The sequence below is a fragment of the Streptomyces sp. CA189 genome (assembly GCF_056428985.1).
On the sequence record NZ_JBWJVM010000016.1, the window covers coordinates 87,989 to 104,805 of the forward strand.

Here is a 16,817-nt window from a genome sequence, read left to right on the forward strand (position 1 = left end):
TCCCGTGGCCTCGAGGCGGGGGTGGCTGGGCAGCACGGACCGACTCGGCCGACCGGTTCGTGGGGTGGGCGAGTTCCCCACCGATCCGGTGCGTTCGGGCAGCCACGGAGGGTCCGGCCGGCTGGCGGGTCAGCTGCCGGCGAGCAGGGCAGGCAGGTTGCACATGTCGTCGAAGACGACGGTCCCAGGGCCTTCGAGCTGCTCGGCGGGGGTCAGCCCGCCGGCGTAGCCGAAGGCCCGCATCCCGGCGGCGCGGGCCGCCTCCACGCCGGGCCGGCTGTCCTCGACGACCGCGCAGGCGGCGGGATCCACGCCCATCCGCCGTGCGGCGTACAGGAACAGGTCCGGGGCCGGCTTGCCGCGGGAGACCTCGGTGGCACTGTGGATGCGCCCCGCGAACCGCTCGTACAGTCCGGTGCGGCCGAGGGTGTGCCGCATCTTCTCGTGCGAGCCGCTGGACGCGACACACGTCGGTAGGGCGATCGCGTCGAGCGCCGCCGGCAGCCCCTCGACGGGGGACAGGCCGAGGTCCACCGCCTCCCGGTGGCGTTCCTCGAACAGGTCCCACCAGAGGGCGGCCGTCCGCGGACCGAGCCGTTCGGTGATCTGTTCGCGGATGGAGACGGAGGAGCGTCCGATGAACCGCTCGACGACCTCGTCCTCGGTGAGGGGCCAGCCGAGCTCCGCTCCCAGGGCGACCTGCACGCGGGCGGCTATCCGTTCGCTGTCGACGAGAACCCCGTCGCAGTCGAATATCACGAGCTCTACCGGTTTGATGATCATCCCCGGAGGATAGGCGGCCCGCCGGACCGGGAGCGCGGGCCAGGCAAGATCCGAAAAGAGACGGCCTAAGGCGCGGTGTCGGCCGGACCCGGGTGCTCGGCGGCCGCGCGGAGGCGGGCGTACTCCTGGGCCATGGAGGCAGCGGTCCAGCGGGCGTTGAGGCCGCTGGGGTTGGGCAGGGCCCAGATGCGGGTGGCGCCGATGGTGCGCTCCTGGGGACCGATCTGGGCCTTTCGCTCGCCGAACAGCTACTGAACCGCCACTGACGGTGATCCGCCCTCCCGGCGTCCGCCGGCTCGGGTCAGTTCGGGGCACCCGGGTACCGAGCACGAGGGGCGTGGTCGTCTGGGCATGGGGTGCCTCCATTCGGAGGGCGGGGGATCGTTTCTGTTTGGGCTGAACGAGGGGTAAGGCGAATCAATGAGGATGGGCGGGGCAGTTCAGGAGTCCCGTCACCATTTCTACACGCGGAGGATGAATGAAGCGATTCCGGTTCCCTGCCCTTGTAGCGGTCACAGTTCTCGCAGGCGGGGCAACAACTGCTGCTGTCGCGCAGGGCAGTGGCGCCGGCAAGAGCGGAGAGCCATCCGCAACGTCATTGGCTGCTCATCCCCGGGTCTACGGCAGGCTTGAAACCCTGATGCCCGGACGGATCAGCTTCGCCTCGGTGGCGTGCCCACCCGGTTTGGTCGTCACGGGGGGAGGCGCTTACATCCTGGGCGGTTCTGATCCGCAGCTAGAGCAGAGAAGTGCGATCGTCGGCAGTTTCCCCCTCGGAGGCGAGGAGGGGTGGAGGGTCAGAGTCGCGAACAACAGTAACGTGACCGGAAGTTTTCAGGCTATCGCTGTCTGTACCGCACCCTAAGCCAAAGACGCGCAGCTGGCGGGGCGGAGCGACCCCCAGACCCAAAGCTGGGCACTGGCGGCCCCGGCCTCCTGGCGCGTTTGCAGTCGGCGGCAGGGATGGCAGAGCGGTTGCGCGTACCCGTCCGTATCACTGAGCGTGCATGATGCCCTCACCTCTTCTGGTGGGGGCATGGGTGGTTTCTGGGCAGGTCAGGCGGCTAGGTAGACCGTAGGCGTCACATGCGTCCGCCGGCTCGGGTCGGCTCGGGGCACCCGGGGATCGGGCAAAGGGGGCGGGGCTTGAGCGGGGCGGACGGACTCGAACTGTCGCTACTGCCCGGTTTCAGTACGGGTACCACCCGCACCTACTCGGGGCAGCGCGCGCACCTACACCGCACCCTTCCGCATCCGCACGGGTCTGGTCAGGACAGGCGCGGAGCGGTGTCTGTGAGACGGGCGTGACGTCAGCGGGGCGAGATCGTTGGCAGCGAATGAACAACACCAAGCGTGTCCTTGCAGCCCTCGCCCTCGCGGGGGCTGCCCTGTCGGTCGCCACGTCAGCACACGCGGTCGATCCCGTGCCGGATACGAACCGGGTCCGGCTCACTCCGAATGACGCGCTCCTTGTCGATGCCATCCACACCGACTCCGTCGGCGGGCTTGGAACGAGCCTCATGTCGGGTGACCACGACTTCTTCCCGAACGGCGGGGGCAGGTAGTCGCCGACCGCTAGAACTGCGGACCAGCGGCCCCGGAGTCCTCGCGGGTTCGTAGAGGCGGCAGAGCGGTTGCACGCACCCGTCGTCTCGCTGAGTGCGAATGATGCCCGCCCCTATCCTGGTGGGGGCTTTCGTGGTGTCTGGGCAGGTCAGGCTGAGACAGACCGAAGACATCACATAAGGGTCTGCCGCACGAACGGGTGACATCTGATCTGGCTTGCCCTGTGGGGTGGGTGGGAAGGATGTCGCTGTGCCCAAGCCTTATCCGGAAGAGTTCCGTCAGGATGTCGTGCGGGTCAGCGAGGAGCCGCGGCCCGGGCGTGACGGTCGAGCAGGTGGCCGCGGACTTCGGAGTCCACGCGATGACGCTGTGGAAGTGGATGCGCCGGGCGGATATCGACGACGGGGCCAAGCCCGGAACAACCAGCCAGGAGAGCGCGGAGCTGCGCGAAGCGCGTCGGCGCATCAAGCTGCTGGAGCAGGAGAACGAGGTCCTGCGGCGGGCCGCGGCTTACCTGTCCCAGGCGAACCTTCCGGGAAAAGGATCTACCCGCTCGTGAAAGAGCTGGCCGCGGACGGGGTGCCCGTCACGGTGACGTGCCGGGTCCTCAAGCTCGCCAGACAGCCCTACTACCGGTGGCTGGAGCGGCCGGTGACCGATGCCGAGGTCGAGCGGGCCGCTCGCGCGAACGCGTTGTTCGACGCTCACCGTGAGGACCCGGAGTTCGGCTACCGCTTCCTGGCCGACGAGGCCCGCAGCGCGGGATCCGGCATGGCCGACCGGACCGCGTGGCGGATCTGCCGGGACAACCGCTGGTGGAGCGTGTTCGGCAAGAAGCGCGGCAGGAACAAGAAGGCCGGCCCACCGGTGCACGACGATCTCGTCCGCCGCGACTTCACCGCGACTGGCCCGAACCGGCTGTGGCTCACCGACATCACCGAACACACCACCGACGAGGGGAAGCTGTATCTCTGCGCGATCAAGGACGTCTTCAGCAAGCGGATCGTGGGTTACTCCATCGACACGCGCATGAAGTCCCGCCTGGCTGTCACCGCCCTGGACAACGCCGTGGCACGGCGCGAGCACGTCACCGGATGCATTCTGCACAGCGATCGCGGATCGCAGGGTGAATTCAACTGGTCGTCGCAACACCTCGTGATCATGGAGGTGTGCAATGGGTCTGCCAAGGAAGCAAGCGTCGCAGCCGCCAGCAGGTCTGCGTCGGCAGTGGGCTGCGGATAGGGCGATGCGGCCGCCGATGCGCTCACCGGGCCGGCCTGAGCCATCGCGCGCTGTGCAACGAGACTTCTGGCGCCTGATCGCCTCGGGGATCACTTCTGTCCAGGCTGCCGAGGGGGTCGGGTGTCGGCACCGGTCGGGATCCGATGGTTCCGACACGCTGGCGGGATGGCGCCGCTGAGTCTGGACGAGCCCTCGGGCCGGTACCTGTCGTTCGCCGAGCGTGAGGAGATTGCACTGCTCAAAGCTCAGGACAAGAGCGTGCGTGAGATCGCCCGCACGATCGGGCGAGCTCCGGGAACGATCTCTCGCGAACTGCGTCGCAACGCCGCGACCAGGAGCGGCAAGCCGGTCTACCGCGCTGTGGTAGCCCAGTGGAAGGCGCAGCAGGCCGCGAAGCGCCCAAAGACGGCGAAGCTCGTGGACAACGACCGTTTGCGTGAGTATGTGCAGGACCGGCTCGCCGGTGACATCCGTCGGCCCGACGGCACGATCGTTTCAGGTCCTGCGACGGCGCCGTGGAAGGGACTGAACAAGCCCCGCCGCCAGGACAGGCGGTGGTCGACGGCATGGAGCCCGGAGCAGATCGCGCGCCGGCTGCGGGTCGACTTCCCTGATGATGAGTCCATGCGCATCAGCCACGAGGCGATCTACCAGTCGCTGTTCATCGAGGGCCGGGGCGCGCTCAAGCGCGAGCTGGTCACGTGTCTGCGCACGGGCCGTGCGCTGCGGGAGCCAAGGACGCGGTCCCGAAACAAGCGGCAGGGCCACGTCACCGCTGACGTCGTTTTGAGTGAGCGCCCGGCCGAGGCCGACGACCGTGCTGTCCCTGGCCATTGGGAGGGCGACCTGATCATTGGGACGGGTAGGTCCGCGATCGGCACGCTCGTCGAGCGCAGCAGCAGGTCCACGCTCTTGGTCCATTTGCCACGGCTGGATGGCTGGGGCGAGGAACCGTATGTGAAGAACGGGCCATCGCTCGGCGGATACGGGGCCGTCGCGATGAACGCGGCACTGACGGAGTCGATGACCAAGTTGCCCGAGCAGCTACGGAAGACCCTCATCTGGGACCGCGGTAAGGAGCTCTCCGGTCACGCCCAGTTCGCCATGGAGAGCGGGACGCGGGTGTTCTTTGCTGACCCCCACTCGCCCTGGCAGCGACCGACGAACGAGAATACCAACGGGCTCCTGCGACAGTACTTCCCGAAAGGCACGGACCTGTCTCGGTGGTCCGCCGAAGACCTCGAAGCCGTCGCATACGCACTCAATAGCCGGCCCCGCAAGATCCTCGGGTGGAAGACACCCGCCGAAGTCTTCGAAGAGCAACTACGCTCACTTCAAAAACCCGGTGTTGCATCGATCGGTTGAACTCGCCCAGTTCCGGTCCCGGAAACTCGTCCGGCACCGCATGGCCGGATCGATAGGGAGGGTCGGGGCGGCAGGCGACAACGCGGCCATGGAGTTCTTCTTCAGCCTGCTGCAGAAGAACGTACTCGACCGCCGCACGTGGAGCACCCGCCAGGAACTGCGGATCGCGATCGTCACCTGGATCGAGAGGACCTACCACCGCCGCCGCAGGCAAGCCGCACTCGGCCGGCCGTCGAATTCGAGACCGTCATGACGACACCGGCCCTCCATGCCGCGTGACCGAACCTGTCACCCAAACCTGCATCAGACCCTAAGAGCCCGTTGTTCTATCGATCGCCGGGCGTTTGGGTTCGAACAGGGTTCTGGGTTGGGTGATGTTCGGATGGTCCGGGCATGAAGGCAGGGCCTCTTGGTAGCTCGGGGGTGCGACCCCATCCGAGCAGCTCCAGGAGACCCTGTTGCCGCAGTTTCCCTCGTCCGCGCCCGCCGCGTCCAACCCCGCCGTCCCATCGTGTGACTGCCTCGCGCACGCGTACGGCAATGCCGCCGATCACGGCCAGCGGGTTCCCCGGTATCCGTCGGACATGTCGGATGCGGAGTGGGCGGCTATCCGTCCGCTGTTGCCGGTTCCGGCGTGGCTGGAGGGCCGGGGCGCGCAGCCGGAGAGCTACTGCCACCGCCAGATACTCGACGCGGTCCGCTACCTCCTCGACAACGGCATCAAGTGGCGTGCGATCCCGGCTGACTTCCCCGTCTGGGACCGTGTTTACGCGTTCTTCCGCCGCTGGCACCGCCAGGGCCTGATCACCGAGTTCCACGATCGACTCAGGTCCCGGGTCCGTCGGCTGGAAGGCCGGCAGGCCGAGCCGACGGCCGCGATCATCGACTCGCAGTCCCTGCGGGCCGCCGACACCGTCGGCGCCGCCTCACGCGGCTGGGACGCGGGCAAGAAGGTCGGCGGACGCAAACGCCACCTGGCCGTGGACTGCACCGGCCTACTCCTGGCCGTGACGGTCACCCCGGCATCGGTGCAGGACCGCGACGCGGCCACGCCGCTGCTCGAACGAATCCACGAACTGCACCGCAAAATCGCTGTGGTGTGGGCCGACAGCGGTTACGCCGGCCAACTCGTCGACTGGGCCAAGAACGCTCTCCACCTCGCACTGACCATCGTCAGACGCGGCGACGGCCAGAAAGGGTTCGTGATCCTGCCCCGACGCTGGGTCGTCGAACGGACACTGGCCTGGCTGATGCATCGCCGCCGCCTGGTCCGCGACTACGAACGCCTGCCTGCCACCCACGAGACGATGGTCATCTGGTCCATGACCATGATCATGGGACGCCGCCTCGCCCGCAGAACCCCGCCCTCACGCAACAGCCGCGGACTGTGACCCGGCAGCCACGGTGAACAGCCCGGGCTATTCCTCCACTGCCCACCCACGTCCCACCAGCCGCTTCGCCATCGACCTCACACACTCGATCTTCGCCGGAACCAGTTCCCGCCCCAGGGCCGCGGTCAGCGCCTTGGCCCGCACCCCACCGTCGGCCGTTCCCGACTCCAGCACGGCCACGATCCGCTGATACTCCTCCGGCAGCACACGGGCCGAGAGTCCCTCGCGATGGCGCGGCACCACCATGACGCCAGGCGGAACCGGATCCGCGAAGGCCACCGACGTGTCCTGCCCCGCAGCGACCGGGCCGTTCAAGACCTCGGCCACCGTCTCCCGCGCAATGACAAGCCGCTCCAGACAGCCTTCCGCCTCCCCGAGCTCGCCCAGGATCCGGTCGGCCTCCTCCCGCAGCCGCTCGATCCGCTCACGAGCAGCCTTTTCCTTCGCTTCCAGCAGACCCAGCACCGACGCCATCAGCCACCCCGCACGCTCAACGAGAAACAGGACGCTCCATCCCTGCCCTCGACTGAACGACACCTACTCCCACCAGCGGAAACTCAACAATCACGTTCGGAACAACAACGGGCTCTAACGAGTTGCTACGGCTTGCGAACGGCCATCAGATTGGCACTGACGGTGATGCGTCCGAGCGCGTCCGCCCGTTCCGGCCTTCGAGGTTGGGCCGATAACAGAGTCCCGACGGCCCCCAATCCTCAGCCCTCCATGGGCAGGAACAGAATAGGCCCCATGAAAGACGGATCGGACTGGCCGACGGACAAAATGACCGCGCTCCGACTCGGAAGGAGGCTAGTTGCGGAAATCCAGGCATCGCGGCCCGATCGCCGCGCCTTCGTGGACATTCGTTCAGCACGGAGTGAGCTTGATGTCCAGGCTCGGGACGAGGGCTGGGTTCGCAGCGACGTGGGACGTAGCTTTCGGCTGGAGCATTGGGAGTACGACCAAGCGCGCATGGATGGCTTCGACTACGACATCGGTGCAGCCCTCATCGGATCCGTCGACGTCCCGAGTGAGTCTGAGCTGAGCACCGTACTCAAGGGATGGGGCGTCCACCCCGGTCTCTTCGTCTATCCCTGGGAAAGTGATGATCCCAGGTAGTGGGAGATGGATGTACTTCCAGTAGAGCAGGGGAACATACTGATGGAAGAACGTGCAGATGTGGCCGGGATGCTGGCTGAGGAGAGCGCGGCCAACGGTCTCGTAACCGGGCCGGCATCGGTGGAGTCTGCGGTCTCCGCGTCCGGAATCGCATTGCACGGATTCCGCGTTGACTGCAGCTCCGTCCGGTCCGCATGGGCTTGGTGGCGGACGCAGCGTGACCGCACGGGCCTGATTCCCTTCGTGACCGCACAGGGGCCGCGAGCCATGGTCGAGGACGACGGCGGTGAGCGACCGTGGTCCGGGGGGAGCAGGGAGCTCCTTCGCACGGCCCTGCAGGCCAAGCCGTCGGAGGTGATGGCTGAGTTGGTGGCCGCACGGTTGCGGGAGATGGTCGATATTTATCTTCCCCCGCGGACTGAGGCCGACAGGACAGAGATCGAAGAGTGCGAACAGTTCCTCGATCCGGTGGTGCTCGAGGCAGAGCTCGCTCTCCGGCCCGAACCAGCGCCGGAAGCTGAGCGACGGACTCGGCGGGAGGAGGGACACCTGTGGCTGAACTTCGTCCAGGCGAAGGCCGGCCACGAACTTCCCGCGCTCTTCCCCGCACTGTTACGGACGGCGAACTGGTCGGGGCATCCGGACCGGCAGCTGCTGCCCGCCGATCACGTCGCCGTGCTCCGCCATTGGCATGAGCGGTACGGGGCAGAGTTCCGCTACGCGGACTCGTCGACGCTGGAACTGGTCGTCAGCCGCCCGCCCCGCGCTCTCCATGAGATCGCCAAGATCGGAGTGGAACAGTACGTGTACTGCCCCGATCTCGGTGACCCAGTGATCGCTAGCGATCAGTTACGGGGATCTGTATGGACGTTTTGGTGGGACTGACGGCCAACTCGCCACGGAATGAATGAGGCCGGTGCCCTCACCTCTTCTTGTGAGGGCGTTCGCGGTTCCTGGCCAGGTCAGGCGGCTAGGAAGGCTGTATGCGTCACATGCAGGTTGCTCCGGCTTGCGAAGGCGGTGCGGTAGGCGGTGACTCCGACCACGGCCAGCCACTGGGGGCGCAGGAGTTCCACCTTGGCCGTCAGGATGCGGCCGCCCTCGCGGAACTCCTCGGCGCTCAGCTCGTCGGCGCGGGCCGTGGCACGGGCGACGACGTTGGTGATGCCGAGGCGGTACGTCGGCAACTCGTCCTGTTCATCGGGGGACAGGAGGCGCGGGGTGAATCCCGAGAGGTGGAGGACCGGCCAGAAGCGGTTGCCGGGGCGGGCGAAGTGGTGGCCCGTCGCGGCGGAGAGGAGGCCCGGGTTGATGCCGCAGAAGAGGACGCGAAGACCGCCCGCGACCACGTCCGGGAGGACGCGGTCGCGGGCGGCGGTCAGCTCTTCGGGGGTCAGAGGATCGACCCGGGGGTGTAGCCCGCGGCCTCGGGGTGCTCCTTGGTGATCTCCTCGATGCGTGAGATCACCGCGGCGACCTGGTCGCCCGCCGCGCCGGTGAAGGACAGCTTGTCGGCCATCAGGGCGTCCAGCTGGGCCCGGTCCAACGGCATCCGCTCGTCGGCGGCCAGCTTGTCCAGCAGCTCGTTGCGCTCGGCGCCCTGCTCGCGCATGGCGAGGGCGGAGGCCACCGCGTGCTCCTTGATGACCTCGTGGGCGGACTCGCGGCCCACCCCGGCCCGCACGGCGCCCATCAGGACCTTGGTGGTGGCGAGGAAGGGGAGGTAGCGGTCCAGCTCGCGGGCCACGACGGCGGGGAAGGCGCCGAACTCGTCGAGGACCGTCAGGAAGGTCTCCATCAGGCCGTCGAGGGCGAAGAACGCGTCGGGCAGCGCGACCCGGCGGACCACGGAGCAGGAGACGTCGCCCTCGTTCCACTGGTCGCCGGCCAGCTCGCCGGTCATCGACGCGTAGCCGCGCAGGATGACCATGAGGCCGTTCACGCGCTCGCAGGAGCGGGTGTTCATCTTGTGCGGCATCGCGGAGGAGCCGACCTGGCCGGGCTTGAAGCCCTCGGTGACCAGCTCGTGGCCGGCCATCAGGCGGATCGTCTTGGCGATGGACGAGGGCGCCGCGGCCAGCTGGACCAGGGCGGTGACCACGTCGTAGTCGAGCGAGCGCGGGTAGACCTGGCCGACCGAGGTGAAGGCCTGGCCGAAGCCCAGGTGGGCCGCGATCCGCTGCTCCAGGTCGGCCAGCTTCGCGGCGTCGCCGCCCAGCAGGTCGAGCATGTCCTGCGCGGTGCCGACGGGGCCCTTGATGCCGCGGAGCGGGTAGCGGGTCAGCAGGTCGTCCAGGCGGCCGTATGCGACCAGCAGCTCGTCGGCCGCGGTGGCGAAGCGCTTGCCCAGGGTGGTCGCCTGAGCGGCGACGTTGTGCGAGCGGCCGGCCATGACCAGCTCGGCGTGCTCGCCGGCCAGCTTGCCGAGGCGGGCGAGGACGGCGACCGTGCGGTCCCGGGCCAGTTCCAGCGAGAGCCGGATCTGGAGCTGCTCGACGTTCTCGGTGAGGTCGCGGGAGGTCATGCCCTTGTGGACGTGCTCGTGGCCGGCGAGGGCGTTGAACTCCTCGATGCGGGCCTTCACGTCGTGCCGGGTGACCTTCTCGCGCTCGGCGATCGAGGCGAGGTCGACGGTCTCGAGGACGCGCTCGTAGTCGGCGAGGGCCGCGTCGGGGACCTCGATGCCGAGATCCTTCTGGGCGCGGAGCACGGCGAGCCACAGCCGCCGCTCCAGCGTCACCTTGTACTCGGGGGACCACAGGACGGCGAGCTCCGCGGAGGCGTAGCGGCCGGCCAGGACATTGGGGATGCGGGGCTTGGCTGTCACGTGTAGGGATTCTACTTGGGCCTCGGCTGTGCGTTTACGCAGGTAGGGGACCCGCCCGGGATTGTGCCTTGCTACGAGAGCGGATGGGGGCGGTCTGGGGGTGGGCCGGCGGTGCGCAAGCGGCGTGCAGGCGGTGCGCAGGGGCGCCCGCGGGCCGGGCGGGCTATATGAGCCGTTCGCCCGCAGGGGCCTCGTGCGGCAGCAGTTCCGGGCGCTTGGCGGGGCGGCCGTCCCCGCTGGAGCGGCCCGTCAGGCGGCGGCCGACCCAGGGGAGCAGGTGCTGCCGGGCGAAGCTGAGGTCCTGCGAGCGGCGCGCGGCCCAGCCGGGAGGCGGGGTGGGCGGCAGTTCGGCGCTCCAGTCCGCCTCGGGAGGCAGGCCCAGAGTCTGCCAGACCGCCTCCGCGACCCTGCGGTGGCCTTCGGCCGTCAGGTGCAGCCGGTCCACGTCCCACATCCGCGGATCGCCGAGCGCGGAGGACCCGTACAGGTCGACCACGAGGGCGCCGTGTCGCGCGGCGAGCTCCTCGATGATGACGAAGAGCTCCTCCATGCGCGGGCGGAAGCGTTCCATCACGGGGCCGTTGCGGCCCGGTGAGCGCATCAGGACCAGCGTCCCGCAGGAGGGTGCCAGCAGGCCGACGGCCTCCTCCAGGTGCCCGCGCACCCGGCCCATGTCCACTTTGGGGCGCAGGGTGTCGTTCAGCCCGCCGACCAGGGTCACCACATCGGCGCCCATCTCGGCGGCCGCGGGCGCCTGCTCACCGGCGATCTGCCCGATCAGCTTGCCGCGGACCGCGAGGTTCGCGTAGCGGAAGCCCGGCTCGCGGGCGGCGAGGCGGTCGGCGAGCAGATCGGCCCAGCCCCGGTAGGAGCCGTCGGGGAGCAGGTCCGACATGCCCTCGGTGAAGGAGTCGCCGACCGCGACGAAACTGGTGTAACGCACATTCATCTCCATGGCGGGAGCGATGCTACCGCGCGGTACGCCCGTCCCGCAGGCGGGGCCGGGGTACCGCGCGGCACGCCGCGCTCCGTCCGCTACGGCGAGGCCGGGCGGCCGAACAGCTCCCGCAGCACGTCCTCCATCGTGACCAGGCCCGTCATGACCCCGCCCGGCCCCAGCACCGCCGCCAGGTGCGTACGGCTGCGCCGCATCGCGGTCAGCACGTCGTCCAGCGGGGTCTCCGCCCTGACCTGCGCGATCGGCCGCAGCGCGGTGACCGGGAACGGTTCGTCCCGCTCCGCCGCGTCCAGCGCGTCCTTGACGTGCAGGTACCCCAGGATCCGGCGCTGGGCGTCGATCATCGGGAACCGGGAGTACCCCGACTCCGCCGACAGCCGCTCCAGTCCGGCCGGCGTGATGCCCTCGCGGGCCGGAACCACCCGGTCCGCCGGCAGCACCACATCGGTCACCGGTCGCCGCCCCAGTTCCAGGGCGTCGTGCAGCCGCTCGCTCGCGCGGTCGTCGATGAGTCCCGCGTCGCTGGAGTCCTTGACGATCCGAGCCAGCTCGTCGTCCGAGAACGTCGCCGCGACCTCGTCCTTGACCTCCACCCGCAGCAGGCGCAGCAGGGCGTTGGCGAAGGCGTTGATCGCGAAGATCACCGGCTTCAGCCCCCGGGTCAGGGTCACCAGCGGCGGTCCCAGCAGCAGGGCGGTCCGCACCGGTTCGGCCAGTGCCACGTTCTTTGGCACCATCTCGCCGAAGAGCATGTGCAGGTAGGTGGCCAGGGCCAGCGCCACCACGAAGGAGATCGCGTGGGTCAGCCCGGACGGAACCCCGAAGAAGTCGAACACCGGGGTCAGCAGGTGGGCGATGGCGGGCTCGGCCACCACGCCCAGCACCAGGGTGCACAGCGTGATGCCGAGCTGGGCCGCCGCCATGAGCGCCGACACGTGCTGCAGGCCCCACAGCACGGCGCGCGCCCTGCGGTCGCCCTGCTCGGCGTACGGCTCGATCTGGCTGCGCCGCACGGAGATCATGGCGAACTCCGCGCCGACGAAGAAGGCGTTGACGACCAGGGTCGCCAGACCGATCAGCAACTGGACGGCGGTCATCGGGCCTCCTCCGCACCATCACCGGGAGCCGGTTCGACCGGCGCGTGCAGCAGCACCCGCGCGGCCCGCCGCCCACTCGCGTCCACCACGTCCAGGCGCCAGCCGTCGAGCTCCAGGCTGTCGCCGGCCATCGGGATCCGCCCCAGCTCGGTCGCTATCAGACCGGCCAGCGTCTCGTACGGGCCGTTCGGCACGCGCAGCCCGATCCGCTGGAGCTGGTCGGTGCGCGCGGAGCCGTCCGCGGAGAACAGGGCGCGCCCGGAGGCGTCCTCGCCGGCCGGGGCCAGGTCGGGGGTCTCGTGCGGGTCGTGCTCGTCGCGGACCTCGCCGACGACCTCCTCGACGATGTCCTCCAGGGTGGCCACACCGGCCGTGCCGCCGTACTCGTCGATGACCACGGCCATCGTCTGCTTCCCGGACAGCCGGTCCAGCAGCCGGTCCACGGTCAGCGACTCCGGTACGAGGAGGGGTTCGCGCAGCAGCGAGGACACGGGGTGGTTGTGGCGCTCCTCGGCGGGCAGCGCCAGTACGTCCTTGATGTGGACGGTGCCGACGACGCTGTCGAGGTTGCCCCGGTAGACGGGGAAGCGTGACAGTCCGGTGGCCAGCGTCGCGTTCGCCACGTCCTCGGCGGTGGTCTGCAGCTCCAGGGCGGTGACCTGGACCCGCGGGGTCATGACGTTCTCCGCGGTCAGGTCGGCGAGGTTCAAGGTCCGCATGAACAGTTCCGCCGTGTCCTCCTCCAGGGCGCCCTCCTTCGCGGAGTGCCGGGCCAGCGCCGCCAGCTCCTGCGGGGTGCGCGCCGAGGCGAGCTCCTCCGCGGGCTCCATGCCGAACCGGCGGACCATGTGGTTCGCCGTGGTGTTCAGATGGCTGATGAGGGGCCTGAAGGCGCGGCTGAAGACCCGCTGCGCGGTGGCGACCCGCTTGGCCACGGCCAGCGGTGAGGAGATCGCCCAGTTCTTGGGGACGAGCTCGCCCACGACCATCAGGACGACGGTCGACAGCACGGTGCTGAGGACCAGGGCGGTGGAGGACGCGGCTCCGGCGGACAGTCCCACGGCCTCGAAGGGACCCTTGAGGAGGGTGGCGATCGAGGGCTTGGAGATCATGCCGATGACCAGGCCGGTCACCGTGATGCCGAGCTGGGCGCCGGAGAGCTGGAACGTCAGGCTGCGGACCGCGGACAGGGCGCTGTCGGCGCCGCGCTCGCCGCGCTCGACGGCCCGTTCCAGTTCGCTGCGCTCGATGGTGGTCAGCGAGAACTCGGCCGCGACGAAGACTCCGCAGGCAAGGCAGAGCAGCAGCGCCACGACGAGCAGGAGCACTTCGGTCATCGGTCCTTCACCTCCGTCCCATGATCAGCCAGGAGGAGGGGTGTCGCGCGCTGTCGCGAACGGGAAGGGAAGGGGACTGGGAGGCTCGCCCATGGACGGACGCTCACACCTTTCGTTCGAGGAGGGGAGGGGGTCGGCTCCTCCAGGGTAAAGGAAAGGCAAAGTGAGTGGATCGTTCCTTCGGTGGATCCGCTCGGCCCGGACGGGGCCGTTTGGGAACGATCTTCGCATCGAACCCGCGCCGGCGTCCGGGGGACGTGCGCCCGCCCGGCGCGGGCCCGTACGCGGTACGTCTCGGGGGACGGAAGTCGGTGGCGGGCCACCGGCCGGTCGTGCTTGGCTCCCGGGCATGACCGATCTGCACATACGGGCCGCGGTGCCGGCCGATGCCGAGACCGTGCTCGCCTTCTGGACGGAAGCGGCGGAGGGCACGTCGATCACGGACGACGCGGACGGCGTGACCCGGCTCGTCACCCGTGATCCCGAGGCGCTGATCCTCGCGGAATGCGACGGGGTCCTGGTCGGGTCGGTGATCGCCGGCTGGGACGGCTGGCGGGCGTCCCTGTACCGGCTCGCCGTACTGCCGTCCCGTCGGCGCCAGGGGATCGCCACGGCGCTCCTGGAGGCGGCCGAACGGCGCTTCGTCGCCGTCGGGGGCCGTCGGGGCGACGCGATGGTCCTCGAAGCGAACGAACGGGCGCAGCGGGCGTGGGCCGCGGCCGGCTACCACCGCGAGGACCACTGGAGGCGCTGGGTCAAGCCGCTGGTGGAGACGGCGTGACGGCGCGCACCGGCACCGGGGCGCGCCTCGCTCTCCTCCTCCTCGCCGCCGCCGTGCTCGCGCTGACCGGCTGCGGTACGCGGTCCGCGGGGGCCGGGGACCCGGAGCAGCCTCCGGGGCCGTCCGCGGCTCCGTCCGTGGACTACGCGGCCCGGGCGGCCGCGGCCGTCGCCCGCCGACGAGCTGTTCCCCGAGATCGCGGCGCGGTGCTCGGACGTGGGTAAGGGCGGCGGAGCGAGCCCCCAGGCCGCCTCGGGAGAGCTGCCCGAGGACCCCGAGGCGCGGAAGTACGCGGAGAACCACGCCTACAAGAAGCAGGCACGGCTCACCCCCGAGGCCGCGTGCCGGGGCGACGCGCACGCCGCACGGATCGAGGCGGCGGTGGTGGGCGGCCCCGGGGGGAAGGGCGCGCCGCACACGGCGGAGGAGGTGCACGCGGTCCTGACCGGGCTCGGGTACGGGTTCGACGGCGGGGGTGTGTACGGATCCGGGGCGGCGAACGTCTCGTTCGTCCTGTCGGTCCCCGAGAGCGGCCCGTGCGTGACGGGCCGGCTGGGCCCGCCGGTGACCGTGGAGGCCCACGGAATGTACGTCGAGGGCGGCTGCCTGGAGCCCCGCGGAGGCCACTGACCCCAGGCCGTCTCCCCGCAGGGCGGTCGGCCTGACACCACGGCCGAAGCCCTCGTCTCACGTCGCGTCGGCATTGACCGTGGCGCTGTGCCTGGCCAGGGCGAGTACTCCGGCGCAGATCAGCGACAGGCCCAGCAGCTGTGGCAGCAGCCACCAGTGGGTCCGCAGGTGTTCCTCGTACAGCAGTACTCCCAGGGCGACGCTGACGCCGGCGTCGCCGAGCGTCAGCGCGGGCTGCGAGGCGACCAGCGGGCCGCCCTGCATGGCGTGTTCGAGGAGCAGCAGGGCGCAGATGCCGGCCGCGGCGAAGGCGTAGGTCTCCCAGGTGCGCAGGAAGGCGCCGATGCCGCCCTCGTCGAGTACGTGCACGGCCGACTTCATCAGCGCCGCGGTCAGCGCGTAACAGACGGCGGTGGCAGCGCCGAGGCAGCCGGCCCGCATCCGGCCGGGCGGCCGCCGCAGGCCGGCCCCGGCGAGCACCGCCACCGCCACGGCGCACGCGGCCAGGGCCAGGACCCACCGGTCGAGCGGAACATCCGTACGGTTCCCCGTGGGTGAGGCGGCCGCCAGCACGATCCCGAGCCCGGCCACCACGCCTCCCACGGCGAGCCACAACGGCCCCGGCATCCGGGTCCGCGTCACCAGCGAGGCGATCAGGAGCGCGAGCGGCAGTTCCAGGACGAACAGGGGCTGTACGAGGGCCAGCGCGCCCGTGGCCAGCGCCACGGCCTGCCCGACACCGGCCGCGATCACCGCCAGGATGCCGCCGAGCCAGAGCGGCTGCCGCAGCAGGTCGAGCACCAGCCCGAAGCGGAATCCGTCGCTCTGCGGCACGATGAGCGCCGCCCGCCGCTGGAGCACGGTCGCGAGCGCGTTGCTGAGCGCCGCGAACAGCGCGAAGAGGACCGGCACGAGGAAGCCCACTCCCCGATACTCATCCGCCGCGCCGCGACTCCCCACCACGACACCGCCCGGCATCCGCCCGGCACCGCCCGTTCCCCCGTCCGGCTCACGGACCGGGTCAGCCGGAGGGCGCCGACCAGGTGCCGTGGAGGGGGGCGGCGAGCCAGCCGGGCGCCGAGGTGCGGAAGGCGGCCGGGGCGAGGCCGCCCGCGCCGGCCGGGACCGAGCCGAGGAGGGGGAGTCCGGAGACCGAGGGCAGGTCGGCCAGGTTGCAGCGGGACGCCAGGTCGGGTTCGGCCGGCCAACTGCCGATCACCACGCCCGGGGAGGTCAGGCCGCGGGTCCGGAGGGCTTCCGCCGTGAGGGCGGTGGAGTTGAGGGTGCCGAGTCCCGCCGGAGCCACGATCAGCACCGGAGCGCCGAGCAGCCGGGCCGCGTCCGCCAGGGTGTGGCCGGACTCGTCGAAGCGGACCAGGAGGCCGCCCGCGCCCTCGACCAGGACCAGGTCGTGGGAGAGGGCGAGCCCGCGGGCCGCCTCCGCGATCCGCTCCGGGGAGACCGTCGGGAGACCCGCGCGCCGGGCCGCCGTGTCCGGTGCCAGCGGCTCCGGGTAGCGGGCCAGTTCCACCGTGGTGACGGCGGAGCCCGCCAGCCGGCCGACTTCCGCCGCGTCGCCGGGCTCGTCCGGGCCGACGCCCGTCTGGGCCGGCTTCAGCACGGCCACCGAGAGGCCCGCCGCGAGCGCGGCCGCCGCGACGGCCGAGGTGACGACCGTCTTGCCGATCTCGGTCCCCGTCCCGGAGACCACCAGCACCGCCATG

General features: G+C 70.2%; 15 protein-coding genes and 5 pseudogenes. 10 read left to right on the top strand and 10 right to left on the bottom strand.

Features of this window, described 5'->3' with window-relative positions:
* Positions 1-129: 129 nt before the first annotated feature.
* Positions 130-780, bottom strand: a complete 651-nt coding sequence (locus AC061S_RS15860) for an HAD family hydrolase (RefSeq protein ID WP_478686641.1) — start codon at positions 778-780, stop codon at positions 130-132.
* 68 nt (positions 781-848) lie between these two features.
* Positions 849-1,028, bottom strand: a pseudogene (locus AC061S_RS15865) (mismatch-specific DNA-glycosylase); the annotation flags it as partial.
* Between the two features lie 1,092 nt (positions 1,029-2,120).
* On the opposite strand from AC061S_RS15865, the gene AC061S_RS15870 reads away from it, so the two are divergent.
* From AC061S_RS15870 to AC061S_RS15890, 5 genes and pseudogenes are all read left to right on the top strand, one after another.
* Positions 2,121-2,348, top strand: coding sequence for a hypothetical protein (locus AC061S_RS15870; protein ID WP_478686586.1), 228 nt, complete (start codon positions 2,121-2,123; stop codon positions 2,346-2,348).
* A gap of 250 nt (positions 2,349-2,598) precedes the next feature.
* Positions 2,599-3,474 (top strand): annotated as a pseudogene (locus AC061S_RS15875) (IS3 family transposase); the annotation flags it as partial.
* 121 nt (positions 3,475-3,595) lie between these two features.
* A pseudogene (locus tag AC061S_RS15880) lies at positions 3,596-4,956 on the top strand (IS30 family transposase).
* 4 nt (positions 4,957-4,960) lie between these two features.
* A pseudogene (locus AC061S_RS15885) lies at positions 4,961-5,235 on the top strand (IS3 family transposase); the annotation flags it as partial.
* Positions 5,236-5,540: 305 nt separating this feature from the next.
* The gene (locus AC061S_RS15890) at positions 5,541-6,347 is read left to right on the top strand and encodes an IS5 family transposase (RefSeq protein ID WP_478686587.1); all 807 of its coding nucleotides are present in this window, start codon (positions 5,541-5,543) and stop codon (positions 6,345-6,347) included.
* A 27-nt stretch (positions 6,348-6,374) separates the two neighbouring features.
* On the opposite strand, the gene AC061S_RS15895 is transcribed toward AC061S_RS15890, so the two are convergent.
* Entirely contained in the window at positions 6,375-6,821 is a 447-nt protein-coding gene (locus tag AC061S_RS15895) for a hypothetical protein (RefSeq protein ID WP_478686588.1), read from the bottom strand.
* 273 nt (positions 6,822-7,094) lie between these two features.
* On the opposite strand from AC061S_RS15895, the gene AC061S_RS15900 reads away from it, so the two are divergent.
* Both AC061S_RS15900 and AC061S_RS15905 read left to right on the top strand, forming a co-directional pair.
* Positions 7,095-7,463, top strand: coding sequence for a hypothetical protein (locus AC061S_RS15900; protein WP_478686589.1), 369 nt, complete (start codon positions 7,095-7,097; stop codon positions 7,461-7,463).
* A 42-nt stretch (positions 7,464-7,505) separates the two neighbouring features.
* A complete protein-coding gene (locus AC061S_RS15905) occupies positions 7,506-8,348 on the top strand; it encodes a DUF4253 domain-containing protein (RefSeq protein WP_478686590.1) in 843 nt (280 codons plus the stop codon).
* A gap of 119 nt (positions 8,349-8,467) precedes the next feature.
* Here AC061S_RS15905 and AC061S_RS15910 read toward each other — a convergent pair.
* From AC061S_RS15910 to AC061S_RS15930, 5 genes and pseudogenes are all read right to left on the bottom strand, one after another.
* Positions 8,468-8,860: pseudogene (locus AC061S_RS15910) on the bottom strand (mismatch-specific DNA-glycosylase); the annotation flags it as partial.
* On the bottom strand, positions 8,857-10,290 hold the full coding sequence (gene purB, locus AC061S_RS15915) for an adenylosuccinate lyase (protein WP_478686591.1): 1,434 nt from the start codon (positions 10,288-10,290) through the stop codon (positions 8,857-8,859). The pseudogene AC061S_RS15910 and the gene purB, both read right to left, overlap by 4 nt.
* A 163-nt stretch (positions 10,291-10,453) precedes the next feature.
* On the bottom strand, positions 10,454-11,245 hold the full coding sequence (locus AC061S_RS15920; protein ID WP_478686592.1) for an SGNH/GDSL hydrolase family protein: 792 nt from the start codon (positions 11,243-11,245) through the stop codon (positions 10,454-10,456).
* Positions 11,246-11,325: 80 nt separating this feature from the next.
* On the bottom strand, positions 11,326-12,345 hold the full coding sequence (locus tag AC061S_RS15925; RefSeq protein WP_478686593.1) for a hemolysin family protein: 1,020 nt from the start codon (positions 12,343-12,345) through the stop codon (positions 11,326-11,328).
* Positions 12,342-13,682 carry a hemolysin family protein gene (locus tag AC061S_RS15930; protein WP_478686594.1) on the bottom strand — a complete coding sequence of 447 codons (1,341 nt, stop codon included), beginning with the start codon at positions 13,680-13,682 and terminating at the stop codon, positions 12,342-12,344. The genes AC061S_RS15925 and AC061S_RS15930 overlap by 4 nt, the downstream gene beginning before the upstream one ends.
* Positions 13,683-14,031: 349 nt before the next feature.
* On the opposite strand from AC061S_RS15930, the gene AC061S_RS15935 reads away from it, so the two are divergent.
* Genes AC061S_RS15935 through AC061S_RS15945 form a run of 3 tightly spaced genes read left to right on the top strand, consistent with a single transcriptional unit; the run spans position 14,032 to position 15,093 of the window.
* Complete coding sequence (locus tag AC061S_RS15935; protein ID WP_478686595.1) at positions 14,032-14,463, top strand: GNAT family N-acetyltransferase; 432 nt, start codon at positions 14,032-14,034, stop codon at positions 14,461-14,463.
* Entirely contained in the window at positions 14,460-14,687 is a 228-nt protein-coding gene (locus AC061S_RS15940; RefSeq protein ID WP_478686596.1) for a hypothetical protein, read from the top strand. The genes AC061S_RS15935 and AC061S_RS15940 overlap by 4 nt, the downstream gene beginning before the upstream one ends.
* Complete coding sequence (locus AC061S_RS15945) at positions 14,680-15,093, top strand: hypothetical protein (RefSeq protein ID WP_478686597.1); 414 nt, start codon at positions 14,680-14,682, stop codon at positions 15,091-15,093. The genes AC061S_RS15940 and AC061S_RS15945 overlap by 8 nt, the downstream gene beginning before the upstream one ends.
* Before the next feature lie 57 nt (positions 15,094-15,150).
* On the opposite strand, the gene AC061S_RS15950 is transcribed toward AC061S_RS15945, so the two are convergent.
* Complete coding sequence (locus AC061S_RS15950; RefSeq protein WP_478686598.1) at positions 15,151-16,017, bottom strand: DMT family transporter; 867 nt, start codon at positions 16,015-16,017, stop codon at positions 15,151-15,153.
* Positions 16,018-16,114: 97 nt separating this feature from the next.
* A complete protein-coding gene (bioD, locus tag AC061S_RS15955; protein ID WP_478686599.1) occupies positions 16,115-16,816 on the bottom strand; it encodes a dethiobiotin synthase in 702 nt (233 codons plus the stop codon).
* Position 16,817 lies beyond the last annotated feature (1 nt).

Coding starts and splice junctions, on each gene's coding strand:
- AC061S_RS15900 (WP_478686589.1), top strand. CDS start 7,095: ATGAAAGACGGATCGGACTGGCCGACGGACAAAATGACCGCGCTCCGA.
- AC061S_RS15935 (WP_478686595.1), top strand. CDS start 14,032: ATGACCGATCTGCACATACGGGCCGCGGTGCCGGCCGATGCCGAGACC.
- AC061S_RS15920 (WP_478686592.1), bottom strand. CDS start 11,245: ATGGAGATGAATGTGCGTTACACCAGTTTCGTCGCGGTCGGCGACTCC.
- AC061S_RS15870 (WP_478686586.1), top strand. CDS start 2,121: ATGAACAACACCAAGCGTGTCCTTGCAGCCCTCGCCCTCGCGGGGGCT.
- bioD (WP_478686599.1), bottom strand. CDS start 16,816: ATGGCGGTGCTGGTGGTCTCCGGGACGGGGACCGAGATCGGCAAGACG.
- AC061S_RS15890 (WP_478686587.1), top strand. CDS start 5,541: ATGTCGGATGCGGAGTGGGCGGCTATCCGTCCGCTGTTGCCGGTTCCG.
- AC061S_RS15895 (WP_478686588.1), bottom strand. CDS start 6,821: ATGGCGTCGGTGCTGGGTCTGCTGGAAGCGAAGGAAAAGGCTGCTCGT.
- AC061S_RS15905 (WP_478686590.1), top strand. CDS start 7,506: ATGGAAGAACGTGCAGATGTGGCCGGGATGCTGGCTGAGGAGAGCGCG.
- AC061S_RS15925 (WP_478686593.1), bottom strand. CDS start 12,345: ATGACCGCCGTCCAGTTGCTGATCGGTCTGGCGACCCTGGTCGTCAAC.
- AC061S_RS15930 (WP_478686594.1), bottom strand. CDS start 13,682: ATGACCGAAGTGCTCCTGCTCGTCGTGGCGCTGCTGCTCTGCCTTGCC.